This window comes from uncultured Tateyamaria sp., from assembly GCF_947503705.1.
GTDB lineage: Bacteria > Pseudomonadota > Alphaproteobacteria > Rhodobacterales > Rhodobacteraceae > Tateyamaria.
Window position 1 is genome coordinate 664,628 of sequence record NZ_CANNES010000001.1, and the last position, 15,169, is coordinate 679,796.

Genomic DNA, 15,169 nt, shown 5'->3' on the forward strand with positions numbered 1-15,169 from the left:
CTGACGGGAAAGGATCGGACCATTTGGCCCGACCCTCGGGGATCAATTCCCGCTGAGCATTTTGTCGATATTGCCAAGCGTCTCAATATCCGTCTGGATTTGCGTGACCACCTCCGCCGCAGGCTGCCAATACACGGACGCGCCGGTTTCGGCCGCCAGTGTCTGCGCGCGCTCTGACATTACCGTCTTTTGAGCGACCGCGATGATCTTGTCCTGAACATCCTGCGGCGTGTCCTTGTGCACAAACAAACCATTCCAGAGCGCCACGTTCAGGTCCGGCGCAAGCTCGGCCACTGTGGGGGCGTCGGGTGTCAAAGGAATACGCTCGGACCCGATAGAGGCAAGCACGTTCACATCGTCCAAACAGGGCAGGATCAACTGAAGCGTGGTGTTGATCACGTCCACGTCGCCTGATGCCAGCGTATTGCAATCCAGCGCATCAAAAGCGGCGTCGCCCGCAAAGCTGAACCCCATGTTCTTGGCCAGGCCAAATGTCACCTGGGTCGGTACAAGTGGCGCGCCAAAGTGGCCCAGCACCACATCATTATCCTGTGCGTGGGCGGCCAGTTCTTGCATCGTGCCGTAAGGCGCATCACCCGATGTCGCGATCACAAACGGATAAGTCAGGAAATTGCCCAGCGGGATGAACGGGTCAGGGTTGAGTTCGGGAATGCCAATCTGAGGCCCGACCACAGGGATCGCAATGATGAAAGAGCCGATGGTGTAGCCGTCCGCGGGCGCATTCGCGACCGATATGGCTCCTGGGAAGGGGCCACCGCCACCTCCGGGCTTGTTCACCACTGCGGCGGGTACGCTATAAGCCTCTTGGAAATCTTCGGCAATCATGCGGGTCAGCACGTCCTCCAGGTCGCCGGGAGGCCAAGGCACCACAAATTCTACGGGTTTTTCGGGGTATTCCGCTTGGGCGGCGCCAGTCAAGGCTGCCATGGCTACGGCCATCGCGGTGACGGATGTCTTGATATTGAACATTCACACTCTCCCAGTAGTGGTTCATATTGTGAACCCTTGTTTCTAAAAAAAGGTTTTCATGTTAAGCAAAACCTGTCAAACTTTTTCTGAATTGGCAAAGAGCACGCGCATGTCGTCGGCATCGAAAACCTTAGATTTGTTGACCTATTTCACCGTGGACCGGCCCGAGATCGGGCTGACACGGTTGTGCCGTCTAGCGGATCGCGACAAGGCGACGACCTATCGCCATTTGCAAAGCCTTGAAGGCGCTGGATTTGTAGAACAAAACCCGCTGACCAAGAACTATCGCCTGGGGCCCAGACTGTTGCAGCTGGCCCAGATCCGCGAGGTGACCGTGCCACGCAGCGCGGGCGTCGAGGCCCCGTTGAACGTGCTTGCCGATGCGACGGGCGAGACGTCCCATGTTTCGGTCCTGTCTGGTCAGACGCTCTATACACTTGAGGCCGTCGAATCGCCCCGGCACAGCATTCGCGTGATCATGGATGTGGATACCTTCCCGTTGCATGCCACATCGTCGGGCCACTGTGCGCTGGCCTTTGGCTCGCCTGCCTTGATGGATGTGGCCGCGGGGTCCCTGACCGCCTTTACCGAGACAACCGTGACTGATCCGCAGGATCTGCGCACTCGGGTGGAGGTCACCCAGTCCAGCGGTTTTGCACGCTCAACCGGCAGTTTCGAGGATGATGTCTATAGCCTCGGTGTGCCCTTGTTCGATCAAACCGGGCTCTTTGCCGGGGCGGTCTCCACAGCCAGTGTCGCCTCTCGGTTCACGCCGGAACTGGAGCAGATCATAAAAAGCCACCTGATCATCGCCGCGCGCGCGATCACCCGAAATTGGGGCGGCACCGTGCCCGCAAGCGTCGAGGCGGCTTGGGCCGCGACCCTCGCGCAGCCTCAGGAACTGGAGCCATCCACATGAAAGACTCAAACTTCCTCAAAGAGCGTAACGGGCGGCTGATGTGGCACCCGATGACCTCGCCGCAAGACAGTGTCGAGAATCCGCCCAAGATCATCACCGAATCGCGCGGCGTCACCATCACCGACATCGACGGCCATACCGTCGTTGATGCAGTGGGTGGTCTGTGGAACGTCAATCTGGGCTACGATTGCGCCCCGGTGAAGGCCGCGATTTCGGCACAGCTCGACCGCCTGCCCTATTACTCGACCTTTCGAGGCAGTTCCAATGACGCCGCGATTGAGCTGTCTTATGAGTTGACCGATTTCTTTGCCCCGGATGGGATGGAGCGGGCATTTTTTACCTCGGGTGGATCGGATTCGGTGGAAACCGCTCTGCGCCTTGCCCGCCAGTATCACAAGCTGCGCGGCGAACCGGCCCGGACCAAGTTCCTGAGCCTCAAGAAGGGCTATCACGGCACGCACTTTGGTGGTGCCAGCGTCAACGGCAACGCCAACTTCCGCACGGCCTATGAGCCCCTGATGCCCGGCTGTTTCCACATTCCGGCGCCCTATACCTATCGCAATCCTTTCAACGAAAGTGACCCCGCCAAGCTGGCGCAACTTTGTGTTGCAGCACTGGAGGATGAGATTGCCTTTCAAGGCGCAGGCACCATTGCCGCCATGATCATGGAACCGATTTTGGGCGCGGGCGGTGTTATCCCGCCGCATCCGACCTTTGCGCCTATGGTCCGCGACATCTGTGACCGACACGGTATTCTGCTGATCACGGACGAGGTTATCACAGCCTATGGACGCACGGGCGCGTGGTCTGGTGCTCGGCTTTGGGGCATTCAACCTGACATGATGTGTACCGCCAAGGCGATCACCAATGGCTATTTTCCCTTTGGTGCGCTGATGCTGGGCCCAAAGATGGTTGAGGTGTTCGAGGACAACCCAAGCGCAAAGATCGGCCATGGTTATACCTATTCCGGCCACCCTGTCGGGGCGGCGGCGGCCCTGGCCTGTCTGGCGGAAACCAAGCGCCTGAACGTGGTCGGGAATGCGGCGGCCAGAGGCACGCAGCTGTATCAGGGGTGCCTCGCCTTGCAGGAAAAATACGCGATCATCGGCGATGTCCGGGGTGGCCATGGCCTGATGACGGCGATTGAAATGGTCAGTGACCGCGTCACCAAAGCCCCCATCGACGGGGCCACAGCCGCCACGATCCAAGAGGTGGCGTATCAGAACGGCACCATGATCCGGGTATCTGGCGCGAACCTGATACTGTCGCCTCCTTTGGTGCTGACGGAACAGGATGCGTCCACGATCCTGGCAGCACTGGATGCGGGATTCGCGGCGGTGTGAGCCGACATCATTCCCCTGACGGTGCTTTCCAAGGCTCTGCCCATTAAATTCCGGTCACAAATTAAGCATCTTCTGCGTCGCAGCAATTTTTTCTGCAAATGCACCAAAAGGAGTTTGATCGAACGAGGACTTCGGGGAAATATCGAACTGTGGCAAAGCCGCCTGTCTGGCCCAGAAGGACCGGCTGGATACGTGAAGAGCAACGCCGCTTGGTTGTACATGCACCTCCTCCCGCGTGTTTCAACCGAGCGGCGTTTGTTCGTTTTGCCGCTCTCTCCCCACGTTTGAACGCTTGGCTGGCACAACATGATCACTTGCAGATCAGGGCCGTGCCGTGACAATGGGGGTCGCGCGTTAAATGGGACAAGAGGTGACACGTGGAGTTTGATCTGGCCAGCCAGCCCGAGATTGTACAGACCGCCGTGGGATTTGCCCTACAAGGGTGGGAGATCGCAAAGTCCTGGCTGTTAAGCCCGGCGGCCTGGTCCCAGTTTGGGCTGCTGATCGTGGCCTATGTTCTGGCAATTTTGGCCACCCGGCGTCTCAGCCCTGTCCTGGCCCGGTTGCTGGACCCTGGCGAAAGCGACGGAATGATCGCGCAGGCCCGACGGTTCGTCGCGCAATTCCTGCCCCTGGTGATGCCACTGATGGCCTATGTTTTGACAGGGATTGGTGAAAGCGTCGTCCGCTCCATCTTTGATAGCGGCGCGGTCATCGCATTTGGCAAGCGCGTGTTCCTGTTTTTGGCGGTGCGGGCGCTGGTGCGGGACATCCTCACCGATCCATTCCTCAAACTTCTGGGCCGTTACGCGATCCTGCCGGTGGCCGCGCTCTACACGCTGAACCTTTTGGGTGTCGCAGCAGCGCAATTGGAAGCGACCGTTGTGCCGCTGGGCAATCTGTCGTTCAACTTGCTGTGGATGTTGCAATTCATTGTGGTTGCCGGCGTGATTTTCTGGCTGGGCAAATGGTCCAACAGCCAGTCCACCGACTTCATCCAAAAGCAGGCAGAGATGCGCCCCTCCTTGCGCCAATTGGTGGCCAAGGCTGTTGAATTTCTGATCTTTGGCATCGCCTTTCTGGTGTTGATGAACATCATGGGGATCAACCTGTCGGCCTTGGCCGTGCTGGGGGGCGCCATTGGTGTGGGTCTTGGTTTTGGCCTGCAAAAGATCGCGTCGAACTTTATCTCGGGCGTGATCCTGCTGGTCGAAGGGCAGGCGACAGTGGGCGATTATGTCGAGCTGGATGGGGGTGAGGCCGGGATTATCGTCAAGATGACGGCGCGCGCCGCTATTCTGGAAACCTATGACGGCCGCTGGATCGTTGTACCGAACGAGGATTTCATAACCACCCGGGTGGTCAACTACTCTGATTCCGGCTCTGCCAACCGCTACGAGGCCCCTTTTTCTGTCAGTTATGATACCGACATCAACACCGTTCCGGCAATCATCGAGGCAGCAGTGGCCAAGCATCCCGAGGTACTGGATGCCCCCTATCCGCCCGATTGCGAGTTGCGGGGCTTTGGCGACAGCGGCATTGATTTCGCGGTGGAGTTCTGGGTGAACGGCATCGACGATGGCCCGAACAAATATACGTCTGATGTGTTGTTCCTGATTTGGAATGCGCTGAAGGACAATGGCATCACGATCCCCTATCCGCATCGCACGGTTGAGTTGACCGGTGAACTGCGCACGCGGTCCGAGTGAAGACGGTCGCCGTCATCGGAGGCGGCCCTGCTGGTCTGGCAGCGGCCGAGGTCATGGCCGAAGCCGGGTTGTCCGTAACTGTCTATGACGCAAAGCCGTCGGTGGCTCGCAAGTTCCTGATGGCCGGGAAATCTGGCCTGAACCTGACCCATGACACGCCATTGGAAGGGCTTTTGCGCGCCTATGCCGAGCGGGCAGAGTGGTTGCGCCCCGCCGTGGCCGGTTTCGACAGCGCCGCGATTGTTGCGTGGGCCGAAGGGTTGGGCCAGCAGATGTTTACAGGCACGACAGCCCGGGTCTTTCCCAAGGCGATGAAGGCGTCGCCATTGCTCCGCGCCTGGCTGGCCCGATTAGACGGGCTAGGGGTTGTACGGCAGACGCGCTGGCGGTGGACCGGTTGGGAGGGTGGTCAACTGTGCTTTGACACAATAGATGGCGAACAAAGGGTTGCCGCCGATGCGGTTGTTCTGGCCATGGGTGGGGCCAGTTGGGCGCGATTGGGCTCGGACGGGGCTTGGGCCAGGGTCCTGGCAGAGCATGCGGGGCCAATGGCCCCCTTTGCGCCGTCCAATGCGGCCCTTGCGGTGGATTGGTCAGCGCATATGGCGACCCATTTGGGTAAACCGGTCAAAGGTGTTGCCTGGCACGCCGGTGCATTTCAGTCGCGCGGCGAGGCGGTCTTGTCCGCCCAAGGGCTGGAGGGTGGCGGTATCTACTCGGTATCACGAGGTGTCCGCGAGGGGGCGAACCTGCGCGTTGATCTGCTTGCTGATCTGAGTGCGGGCGACGTAATCAATCGCCTTTCCAAGCCGCGCGGCAAGGCCAGCCAAGCCAATCATCTGCGCAAAGTGCTCAAGCTCGACCCGGTAAAGCTGGCGCTTTTGAACGAATGGGCGCGTCCCCTGCCACCGGATGCAGCGGCGTTGGCGAAAGTCATCAAGGGGCTGCCAGTGCGCCACGCGGGTCTGCGCCCGATGGACGAGGCAATCTCGACTGCCGGGGGCGTGCCACCCGAGGCGGTGGATGCAGGCCTGATGTTGCGGGCATTGCCCGGGGTCTTCTGCGCTGGCGAAATGCTGGATTGGGAAGCGCCGACAGGAGGCTATTTGCTAACCGCCTGTTTGGCCACTGGTCGGCATGCCGGACGAAGCGTAGTGTCGTATCTGACGGCCTAGCGGGCGGCAGCGGCGCGAAAGGCCGGACGCGCGCGCAAGCGTTTGGAATAGGCCTTGAGCGGATCGGGCAGGGCGGGGAACCCCGCGCCAAAGGCCCAGCCAAGGCAATGCACTGCCAAAAGATCGGGGACAGAAATCGCGTCGCCCATCAAGAATTCCTGATCCCCTAGCCGTTTGGTCAAACCTTCGGCGTTTCTGGCAAATTCCTTGTGCAAGGCCGGAATGATGTCAGGCACCCGCATCGCTTCGGGCAGGGCAAAGCTGTGTTTGGCAGCCGTCCACAACAGCGCATCCATCTCGTCGACCAACCAAAGGGTCATGGCATCCTGTTGGGCCCTGGCGGGGGTGCCCGCAGGCGCAGTCAAAGCGCCGTGTTTGTCGGCTAGATAGGTCATGATGGCGACGCTGTCGGTCAACACATCGTCGCCATCCACAAGTGCGGGGATCTTACCCAACGGATTGTATTTTCGTGCTTCGTCTGAGCGGGGGGCGGCGGCAATGAGGTCATAATCTTGCCCCAGCTCTTCGAGCATCCAGAGCACCCGAAAGGCGCGACTTTTGACGGTTCCGATGGCGCGATACATAGGGCTCTCCGATCTGCGATAGAGCCAAGATTGCATCCAAAAGCGGAGTGCACAACGGCAATACGCGTGTGATGCGATCGTGTATCCTGTCAAAAACTGTCACTACTCCAAGCCATCCTGCAGATGCTCAATCAAGAAGGAGGTTCGGAAATGTCAAAGACTGGTTCGTGCGTCTGCGGCGCGGTGCGCCTGACCGTTACATCCCCCGTCGAAGAGACGGGTGCCTGCCACTGTGGGATGTGCCGGAAGTGGTCGGGGGGCGTTTTTCTGGGCGTGCGTGTGCCTGCGGGCGGCTTGGAAATCACAGGTGAGGACGCGATGCGCGTCTATACCTCGTCGCCCTGGGCGGAGCGGGCGTTTTGCAGCAATTGCGGTAGCAGCCTGTTTTATCGCGTGACGGCCCAGGGCCCGATGCAGGGTGAGGTTCACATTGGGTTGGGTGTACTGGACAAGGCGGATGGCGTGCCGTTGACGGGCGAGCTCTATTCGGATCTTAAGCCGGATGGCTACAGCTTTGCCCAAGAGACTCATAAGATGACCGCTGCCGAGGTCGAGGCGATGTTCGCCGCCCCACCGACGTGATCCAAAGGACGCGCATGCGCGCGACACCATTTTTTGTTTTAGTGAGGCTCCGCCCCCGGCCTTCGACCTCCCCCGGGAGTATTTGCGGCCTTATGTATCAAACGCACCAATAATCTACCTGAACAATTGGCCCGCGCGAATCCATAATGCGGGGATGCAAGACAAATCAATTAATGGCGCATTACTGGCACTTCGGAAACAGATCATACGGCGCGATCTGGACGGTCTGGCGCATGTGGAAGCGTTGCTGGTGATGCGTGGCGTGGATATGCCCCGCGTAATGCCAGCTAGGCGCGCCTGTGCAGCGGGTCAGGGGCAATCGCGCGCAATGGTGTTGGACGCACTCAGGGATGGCCCTAAGCTGCGTAAGGACATTGTGAGGCATGTTGCCAGCCGTAGGCCAGAGATACCGCCAGACGTGGCCTATGCGCGCGTAGATCGAGTGCTTTGGAAAATGCGCAAGGTAGGGCTGATTGATAGGGGCTTTGGGCCAGATGGGTGTTTGTGGAAGCTGGCCCCGAAGGGCCAGCAAAACACTTAGGCTGCGTCGGGCTTGGGGAGAAGCTGCGGAAGGTATGGAAGTGCAGCCGGGTCGCGCGTGTTGAAGTATTCCGGAGCGTGCTCCGGTATCCAGACATCGTCGACATATTCTAGAAACAGCGGAAGCATAGAGCGCGGATACATGCGCGCATCACCCTCCCACTCATCGGTCTTGTGTGGGTAGTATTGATAATCAGCGCAAACAGTTGGATGGAATTCATCCAGCCAAGCTGCAAATCGACGCCCTACACTCACATCTGGGCGGTTCTGCTTACCGTTTGGCGCACGATCCGCCATTGTGTGGCCCACCATCTCCAAACGCCCCCATAGACGATAAACGAGCTCGTTAATAACTGAGAAGTGAGAAGATGGAACACGATCCCAGTTTGCATTAAACCTTTTGATAAATGCTGGGACCTTGCCGCCATACGATCCAGTCTTACGGATGGAGGGGAGGACTTCGCTCGTGACCCACTTCTTAAACCGCTTTGCTTGCGGTTTGGATGAACCCAAAATCGCAGAATAGAGACCTGACTCGTTGATGATGCGCACTCGTTGACGGCCACCAGGGGTATCGATTGTAGCGACCCCCTTCTCATCGTCGTCCAATCGACTAGCTAGATCAGATGTATTCTTAACACCGATCTTGCGCGCCACGTCTGACAGGACAAACCAAGGCTCTCCACTTCTGTCAAAAACTCGGAAGTCAGTTTCATCTTCCTCGTAATGAAACACCTGCATTGAAAGCTGCATTGCAACGCGATTTGCAGCGTTGCGTTTTTCCGGCCCCACAGGCCCAAATTGCTCATGGCAACGTCCTTTCCGACGCTTTGCCGCAGCTTGTCCGCTTGACCAGCACCACAAAAAGGGTCTAGACCAAGGATACAAATCAGTGGGAGGACGCGCTGCGGCGCTGATTTCAGATTTCTTGGGCCGGGACAAACTGTGGTAGGGCGTCCCGGTCCAACCCACTAAATCAGCATATTAACCCTAGGTCACATCTGAGTCCACAGAAGTCGTGTTCTTTTTGTGTTCTCACGCCGCGCGCTGCCAATAACCTTTCCACTGCCGGGAAACAGGTGCAGCCATGGAATTGCTGACCACGATCTGCAGCAATGTGCCATTGTCAGTGCGGCGGTTGTCTTCGAGCCAAGCGGCATGATTGGCATATTGGTAAAGGTACTGCGGGCTAACGTGATGGTGCTGGCCCTGCACCATCCGGCGCAAGCGTGAGAAATAGCTTTCCACCATGTTCGTGTGCTTGCCGTGGTCGCTGTAAATCTCAGAGTGATTCACCCGCTCTACATCCCAGCCCGCGTGCAGCATATCCCAATGGCTGGCCTCGTCGGCTGACATGGTGGCCATGCGGTCCACGTTGTCATTGGCCAGCGCAACGCCTTCGGCCTCAGACTGCCCCACGAAAGGCAGCACGCGGCCCTCACGCTCACGCATGGCGATAACAACGCGGCGCTTGCCTGTCTGGTGTTCTTTCTTGCGGCGGTCCACACGGTCTGCCTTGGCGTTCTCAGGGCGGATGTGACCGCCAAAGTATGCGCCATCAATCTCGACATGGCCGCTCAGCACTTCACCCGTCTGGACCTCTTGCGCCATCGCTTCGCGCAGCTTGTGGGCCAGCACAAAAGCGGTTTTGTATTGGCAATCCAGATCGCGGGAAAGCTGCACCATGGATACGCCCTTGGACGCGTTCACGATAATGCAGATCGCCGCCAGCAGGTCTACAAAGTCCATCTTGCGGCTGGCAAAGATCGTGCCGCTGGTCACGCTGAACTGGTGCGCGCAGGCCTTGCACTTGAATTTGCGGCGGGTGGTGATCTTGTACGTCTCATCGTGACCACAGCACGGGCAGACAGCTTCGCCGTCCGTTTCGGGCCAGCGCATTTCGCAAAACGTCTGATACGCCGCGTCCTCGCCAGCCTTGTAAATCGAACGCAGGGAGAGCGTCCGAGATGCTGCTGAAAGGAGGAAGTGCTGGGCCATTGTATCTACCGTGATTACCTATATCACACATATAGTACGTATAGGTATGATTTACAATGGCAAATATCACATTTATAGTGCCTTTATCCAAAAAGAGGTACATCATGCCGGATCAGACAGACTGGGAAGCCAAGGCAGCTAACATCTTGAAGGCGGAATTAAAGCGACAGGGCGTTACCTACGCTCGGCTTGCAGAGTTAATCGGTGACAAAGAACCCAATGTACGCAACAAGTTGAGTCGTGGTAAATTTTCAGCGGCGTATTTTTTGCAATGTCTGACGGCTATAGGAACGGAGCATTTGCACTTGGACTAATTGTCGGCGGCGCGCTGGCGATTATCGCAATCGTTTGGATAATAGGGCTAAACTACTGCCCAAACCAACCCTGCGATTATAGCCAAGCAGCCGATGAGCCAAGCCAAAATGCTGGCGAACGCATATGGCAAGTGCCAGACGCCATAAGGGGCACGTTCAGTTACGAAGCGGAACCAGAGTATGCTCCAGGCAATCCCACCCGCCATGAATATTATGATCTTCGCGCTCAAGAGCGTATGGCCCATGCGACCGACTGGATTGTGTGGCTCACTTTTGTGACTGGCGCGGTGGGGGTGGCGGGCCTCGGAGCGATCATTTACACCTTGAACCTGCAACGGAACGCCAACGAAATCGCCCTCGAAATCGGCCAAAAGCAAGTCAGGGCTTATCTTTTCGTCAAAAGTGTATCCATTCTTAGCGTTGTAACCGACGGGATTCAGGACACTATTACTCCGGTGGTTGTTTGCCATAATTTTGGACAATCTCCAGCAAGCGACATCCAAGTTAGCTTGGAATGTCGAATACATCGAAACGTCACCGATTTTTGCTCTAAAAAGTCCACAATGATCGTAATGAGCGCTGGCGATGTTACAGGGCCTTCCTCGCCATTCAGTACTTTGTTCCCAAGCCGGTTCCCCGCCGGAATCATCCAAAAGATACGGGCAGGAGAGTGTATCTTTTTTGTCTCTTTGAAAATCACATACAAGGATGTCTTTGGATCCGATGACGAAATTAGGGCGGACTATTTTACTTATGGTGAAATGTTCAAAGAGGGCGGCACGCTTCAAACCCTCACTAAATCCAGCGTGAGACAAACCTTTAATGACTAACGCAACCAGTAACGCCTTAATCATCGCTCACACCGCTTGGTGCGTTTGATACATAAGGCCGAGTATTTGTGGAACAATGAAGGCTAGCGTCACCGCGCGGCAAGCATGGCGAGGCGGATGAAGGCCCGTTCGACCAATGCGAGGGCTGGCGCGTGTTGGCCCGCGCTACGCAGTTGCAGGTCAGTGTCTGTAAGAACAGTCAGTGCGGTTTCGAGCTTTTGCGGCCCCCAACGGCGGGCCTGGGACAGCATCTTGTCCCGGTTTGGGCCCCAGATTTGCGGCCTGCCGGTCGTGTCGATGGCTGCCCGATGCAGGGTTCGGAAGTGCCGCATGGCCCCGATGCAAAGCGTGACCGCGTTCACGCCCTGGGCTTGCAACCGCTGCATCACCGGGCCGATGGCCGCCGCCTGTCCGTCGCCTACGACCATCAGTACGTCGTCCACATCTGCCTCGAACGAGGTGGGGGCACAGTTGCTGATGTCCTCAGCGTTGAGCGGGTTCGTGTCGTTCAGTTTGTAGAGCCCGATTTTCTCGAGCGTTTGCCGAAAGTCGCCCGGTTCGAGGTTCTTGGCCAGATCCATCAGCATGTGCATCGCCTCTTGTGGCGGGTTCTGGATGCCTGCGGTTCTCAGGTCCCGCTCAATCTCGTCCCTTGTGGGGGGATTGTCGTAGATGGCCGCGGCGTAGGCCTTTGTATGACCTTCGAATGCCTTGCGTAGTTTTGAGGTGGGTTTCAGGGCGCCTGCGGTGACGATGATCTGAGCGTCGCCGGGTGCCCATTCCGACAAGGCATCCGTTATGATCGGGCCCACCGTTTCGTTCGCGTCTTCGACCAAGGCAACGCGGGGGCCGGGGAAAAAGCCGATAGCCTTGAGAGCGTCCATCAGGAGGGCCGGGTCCTTGCGCAGATCGCTGGCGGCGATCCGGGTGAGCCGCATTTCTTCCTCGCCCTGCGGTCCGATCAGCGCAGCAACCGTTTCTTGCCGTTTCAGCGCGATGCGCATGGCGTCGGCCCCAAAGATGAGAATACCGGCGGCATCGGGATCGGGTTTGGCGAAATAGCTGGCGGCCTGTCCGGTGGACAGCTTCACAGGCGGCTCGCTTGCAGTTGCTGCACAATCTGGTTGGCGAGGATCGTCATCAACCGTTCCTGCGCATCCCTTTGGGCGGCCAGGGTGGCGACAGTGGTGCCGGTGGCGGAATAACCCACAAAGTTATTTACCGCGTCCGACCGGACGATGTCGCCCGTGCCACTTTCGCGCAGTTCATAGATCGCCGTACCGATCAAGTGAAAGCGACGAATGTCGCCGTCAGGATCAATCGCGCGATCCTCTTGCGTGAGTTCCAGCGCCACGCTCAGCGTGTAGGCCGGATCAGCGGCGCGCCCCAAACGATCCTCAAGCTGGCGCACCAGAAGGAACCCCTCGCGGTCGCGGGGTGGGTCTACAATTACCCGGTTTTGCAATGCCGCACCTGCCCCACCCGGACCGTAAACCGGCTGAAAGCCGCATCCCGTCAGAGCCAGGATCACAAGCAGGACACAGATGCGGATCATGCGTTAAACCACCACGTTTACGATGCGGCCAGGAACGACGATCACCTTTTTCGGGGTGCCGCCGTCCAGCGCCTTTGTCACAGCTTCATGCGCGAGGGCGAGTTTTTCAACCTCGGACTTTTCGAGGTCGGCGTCGACCGTCAGTTCGCCGCGTCGTTTGCCGTTGATCTGGATGGGCAGGGTAACGGTGTCGGATTTCAACATCGCTTCGTCTGCGATCGGCCAAGGGGCCGTTGTCACAAGGCCATCGCCGCCCTGATGCGCCCAGATGTCCTCGGCCAGATGCGGCGTCATGGGTGCCATGAGTTGGGCCAGCGTCATGATCGCCTCGCGTTGCGCGGCGTGGCTTGCCTTGGATTTCTGTAATGTGGCGGTGAACCCATAAAGCTTGGCAATGGCGGCGTTGAAGCCAAAGGATTCCACACCCAGCGTCACGTCGTTGATCGTCTTGTGCATCGCGCGGAGCAAATCATCGTCGCCTTGGCCTGATGCAGCTTTGTCCATTGCACCGATCCGGTCACAGATGTTCCAGACCCGCGCCAAGTGCTTATAGGCGGCCTCGGCCCCCGACGCCGTCCACTCCACGTCACGTTCGGGTGGCGAATCGGACAGGACGAACCAGCGTGCCGTATCCGCGCCGTAGCTTGCGATGATGCCCAGCGGGTCGACCACGTTTTTCTTGGACTTGGACATTTTGGCGGAAGGGATGATTTCCACCTCTGTGCCGTCGGCCAATTTGCCGTCAGTGACGTCCTCGGGAAGGTGATAAACGGGGCGGCCCTTTTCGTCGCTGGTCTGGTAAATCTCGTGCGTCACCATGCCTTGGGTGAACAGCGCATCGAACGGTTCAATCGCTGACTTGGGCAAGTGCCCCGTGATCTGCATCGCGCGGGCAAAGAAGCGGGAATAGAGAAGGTGGAGGATCGCGTGTTCGATCCCGCCGATATATTGATCGACGTTCATCCAGTATTCGGCATCTTCCTTGACGGTGGGCGTGTCGGCATGGGGTGCGGTAAAGCGCGCGAAATACCACGAACTGTCCACGAAGGTGTCCATCGTGTCTGTTTCACGTTTCGCCGCCTTGCCGCAGTTGGGGCAGGGGGTGTCACGCCAGGTCGGGTGCCGGTCCAGTGGGTTACCGGGGATGTCGAGGGTGACGTCATCGGGTAGGACGACCGGCAGGTTTTCCTTTTTCTCGGGCACAACACCGCAGTCATTGCAATGGACAACCGGGATTGGGCAGCCCCAGTAGCGTTGCCGGGACAGGCCCCAATCGCGGAGGCGGTATTTCGTCTGCCCTTTGCCCAGGTCATGCGCCTCGAAATAGTCGATTGTGGCGTCGATGGCCTCTTGGCTTGTGACCTCGGTGATGCCCGCGAAATGGTCGATGAAATGGACCTTTTCGGTCTTGGCGGGCACGAGGGCTTCGGTTCCAACCTCGGTTTCGTCGCCAGGCAAATAGAACGCGTTCTGCACCGGCAGGTCGTATTTACGGGCGAAATCAAGGTCGCGTTGGTCATGGGCCGGGCAGCCAAAGACTGCGCCTGTGCCATAATCCATCAGGACAAAGTTGCCGATCCAGACGGGCAGTTCGACGTCTGGATAGACCGGATGTTTCACGCGCACGCCCGTGTCGATCCCCTTTTTCTCGGCCTTTTCCATTGCCGCTTCGGTCGTGTCCATCTTGCGACATTCGTCGATAAAGGCGGCGAGGTCGGGGTTTTCAGCTTCGAGTGCCTTGGCCACGGGGTGGTCGGGGGACACGGCAATGAAAGACGCGCCGCGCATGGTGTCGGGGCGTGTGGAATAGCACAGGATTGTGCCATCGCCGTCGGTGCGCACGAACGGGATGTCGATGCCACGCGATTCGCCGATCCAGTTTTCCTGCATCAGGCGGACCTTGGCAGGCCAATTGTCGAGGCCATCAAGAGCATCTTTCAACTCACCCGCCATGTCGGAAATCTTGAAAAACCACTGTGTCAGCTCGCGCCGCTCGACCTCGGCGCCTGATCGCCAGCCCTTGCCGTCGATCACCTGTTCATTGGCCAGCACGGTCATGTCGACCGGGTCCCAGTTCACCTGGGCGTTCTTGCGGTACACCAGCCCAGCCTCAAGAAAGTCGAGGAAAAGCGATTGCTGTTGGCCGTAGTATTCGGGGTCACAGGTGGCGAATTCGCGGCTCCAGTCGATGGAAAGGCCCAGCGGCTTCATCTGGCCGCGCATGTCGGCGATGTTGTCATAGGTCCAGGTCTTGGGGTGGCCGCCGATGGCCATGGCGGCGTTTTCGGCAGGCATCCCAAAGGCGTCCCAGCCCATCGGGTGAAGCACGTTGTGACCGGTCGACATCTTATACCGCGCGATCACGTCACCCATCGTGTAGTTGCGCACGTGGCCCATATGGATGCGACCCGAAGGGTATGGGAACATCTCAAGCACGTAATACTTGGGTTTGTCACCGCTGCGCGTGGCGGTGAAAATCCCGGCCTCTTCCCAGGCGGCCTGCCAGCGGGCTTCGATCTCGGAGGGGGTATAGGTGGCCATGGGGATCATCCTGGTTTGAAACGAAAACGCCGGGCGTGATGGCCCGGCGCTGTCATAATGTGGAAAGGGGCGCGCTGAAAGGCCCTTGA

General features: G+C 58.4%; 14 protein-coding genes. 7 read left to right on the forward strand and 7 right to left on the reverse strand.

The features are described 5' to 3' along the window. Positions 1 to 42 precede the first annotated feature (42 nt). Positions 43 to 990, reverse strand: coding sequence for a tripartite tricarboxylate transporter substrate binding protein (locus Q1A44_RS03315; protein ID WP_299619618.1), 948 nt, complete (start codon positions 988 to 990; stop codon positions 43 to 45). Positions 991 to 1,099: 109 nt separating this feature from the next. Between Q1A44_RS03315 and Q1A44_RS03320 the strand changes: the two genes are divergently transcribed. From Q1A44_RS03320 to Q1A44_RS03335, 4 genes are all read left to right on the forward strand, one after another. Further along, positions 1,100 to 1,909 (forward strand): IclR family transcriptional regulator, encoded by an 810-nt coding sequence (locus Q1A44_RS03320; RefSeq protein ID WP_299619621.1) that lies wholly within the window; start codon positions 1,100 to 1,102, stop codon positions 1,907 to 1,909. Then, positions 1,906 to 3,252, forward strand: coding sequence for an aminotransferase class III-fold pyridoxal phosphate-dependent enzyme (locus tag Q1A44_RS03325; protein WP_299619624.1), 1,347 nt, complete (start codon positions 1,906 to 1,908; stop codon positions 3,250 to 3,252). The genes Q1A44_RS03320 and Q1A44_RS03325 overlap by 4 nt, the downstream gene beginning before the upstream one ends. Before the next feature lie 377 nt (positions 3,253 to 3,629). Beyond that, positions 3,630 to 4,961 carry a mechanosensitive ion channel domain-containing protein gene (locus Q1A44_RS03330; protein WP_299619627.1) on the forward strand — a complete coding sequence of 444 codons (1,332 nt, stop codon included), beginning with the start codon at positions 3,630 to 3,632 and terminating at the stop codon, positions 4,959 to 4,961. Further along, positions 4,958 to 6,136, forward strand: coding sequence for a TIGR03862 family flavoprotein (locus tag Q1A44_RS03335; protein ID WP_299619630.1), 1,179 nt, complete (start codon positions 4,958 to 4,960; stop codon positions 6,134 to 6,136). The genes Q1A44_RS03330 and Q1A44_RS03335 overlap by 4 nt, the downstream gene beginning before the upstream one ends. Here Q1A44_RS03335 and Q1A44_RS03340 read toward each other — a convergent pair. Next, positions 6,133 to 6,720: a glutathione S-transferase family protein gene (locus Q1A44_RS03340; protein ID WP_299619633.1), complete on the reverse strand. Its 588-nt coding sequence runs from the start codon at positions 6,718 to 6,720 to the stop codon at positions 6,133 to 6,135. The genes Q1A44_RS03335 and Q1A44_RS03340 overlap by 4 nt on opposite strands. 150 nt (positions 6,721 to 6,870) lie before the next feature. Here Q1A44_RS03340 and Q1A44_RS03345 point away from each other — a divergent pair, with 150 nt between their 5' ends. Continuing rightward, positions 6,871 to 7,302 carry a GFA family protein gene (locus Q1A44_RS03345; protein ID WP_299619636.1) on the forward strand — a complete coding sequence of 144 codons (432 nt, stop codon included), beginning with the start codon at positions 6,871 to 6,873 and terminating at the stop codon, positions 7,300 to 7,302. Between the two features lie 537 nt (positions 7,303 to 7,839). Here Q1A44_RS03345 and Q1A44_RS03350 read toward each other — a convergent pair. Next, entirely contained in the window at positions 7,840 to 8,634 is a 795-nt protein-coding gene (locus Q1A44_RS03350; protein WP_299619639.1) for a Bro-N domain-containing protein, read from the reverse strand. A 243-nt stretch (positions 8,635 to 8,877) separates the two neighbouring features. Continuing rightward, positions 8,878 to 9,840 (reverse strand): IS1595 family transposase, encoded by a 963-nt coding sequence (locus Q1A44_RS03355; protein ID WP_299619642.1) that lies wholly within the window; start codon positions 9,838 to 9,840, stop codon positions 8,878 to 8,880. Positions 9,841 to 9,944: 104 nt separating this feature from the next. On the opposite strand from Q1A44_RS03355, the gene Q1A44_RS03360 reads away from it, so the two are divergent. Then, positions 9,945 to 10,154 carry a DUF6471 domain-containing protein gene (locus tag Q1A44_RS03360; RefSeq protein ID WP_299621358.1) on the forward strand — a complete coding sequence of 70 codons (210 nt, stop codon included), beginning with the start codon at positions 9,945 to 9,947 and terminating at the stop codon, positions 10,152 to 10,154. Further along, positions 10,112 to 10,984 (forward strand): hypothetical protein, encoded by an 873-nt coding sequence (locus Q1A44_RS03365; protein ID WP_299619645.1) that lies wholly within the window; start codon positions 10,112 to 10,114, stop codon positions 10,982 to 10,984. The genes Q1A44_RS03360 and Q1A44_RS03365 overlap by 43 nt, the downstream gene beginning before the upstream one ends. A gap of 89 nt (positions 10,985 to 11,073) precedes the next feature. On the opposite strand, the gene holA is transcribed toward Q1A44_RS03365, so the two are convergent. The 3 genes from holA to leuS are packed head-to-tail and all read right to left on the reverse strand — an operon-like array spanning position 11,074 to position 15,080. After that, complete coding sequence (holA, locus tag Q1A44_RS03370) at positions 11,074 to 12,075, reverse strand: DNA polymerase III subunit delta (RefSeq protein WP_299619648.1); 1,002 nt, start codon at positions 12,073 to 12,075, stop codon at positions 11,074 to 11,076. Further along, complete coding sequence (gene lptE, locus Q1A44_RS03375; RefSeq protein ID WP_299619651.1) at positions 12,072 to 12,539, reverse strand: LPS assembly lipoprotein LptE; 468 nt, start codon at positions 12,537 to 12,539, stop codon at positions 12,072 to 12,074. Before lptE ends, holA begins: the two co-directional genes overlap by 4 nt. A 3-nt stretch (positions 12,540 to 12,542) precedes the next feature. Next, positions 12,543 to 15,080: a leucine--tRNA ligase gene (gene leuS, locus Q1A44_RS03380; RefSeq protein WP_299619654.1), complete on the reverse strand. Its 2,538-nt coding sequence runs from the start codon at positions 15,078 to 15,080 to the stop codon at positions 12,543 to 12,545. Positions 15,081 to 15,169: the final 89 nt, after the last annotated feature.

Excerpts from the sequence above, each read along its gene's own strand:
- Q1A44_RS03315 (WP_299619618.1), bottom strand. The coding sequence starts at position 990 with ATGTTCAATATCAAGACATCCGTCACCGCGATGGCCGTAGCCATGGCA.
- Q1A44_RS03320 (WP_299619621.1), top strand. The coding sequence starts at position 1,100 with ATGTCGTCGGCATCGAAAACCTTAGATTTGTTGACCTATTTCACCGTG.
- Q1A44_RS03325 (WP_299619624.1), top strand. The coding sequence starts at position 1,906 with ATGAAAGACTCAAACTTCCTCAAAGAGCGTAACGGGCGGCTGATGTGG.
- Q1A44_RS03340 (WP_299619633.1), bottom strand. The coding sequence starts at position 6,720 with ATGTATCGCGCCATCGGAACCGTCAAAAGTCGCGCCTTTCGGGTGCTC.
- Q1A44_RS03345 (WP_299619636.1), top strand. The coding sequence starts at position 6,871 with ATGTCAAAGACTGGTTCGTGCGTCTGCGGCGCGGTGCGCCTGACCGTT.
- Q1A44_RS03355 (WP_299619642.1), bottom strand. The coding sequence starts at position 9,840 with ATGGCCCAGCACTTCCTCCTTTCAGCAGCATCTCGGACGCTCTCCCTG.
- Q1A44_RS03360 (WP_299621358.1), top strand. The coding sequence starts at position 9,945 with ATGCCGGATCAGACAGACTGGGAAGCCAAGGCAGCTAACATCTTGAAG.
- Q1A44_RS03365 (WP_299619645.1), top strand. The coding sequence starts at position 10,112 with ATGTCTGACGGCTATAGGAACGGAGCATTTGCACTTGGACTAATTGTC.
- lptE (WP_299619651.1), bottom strand. The coding sequence starts at position 12,539 with ATGATCCGCATCTGTGTCCTGCTTGTGATCCTGGCTCTGACGGGATGC.
- leuS (WP_299619654.1), bottom strand. The coding sequence starts at position 15,080 with ATGGCCACCTATACCCCCTCCGAGATCGAAGCCCGCTGGCAGGCCGCC.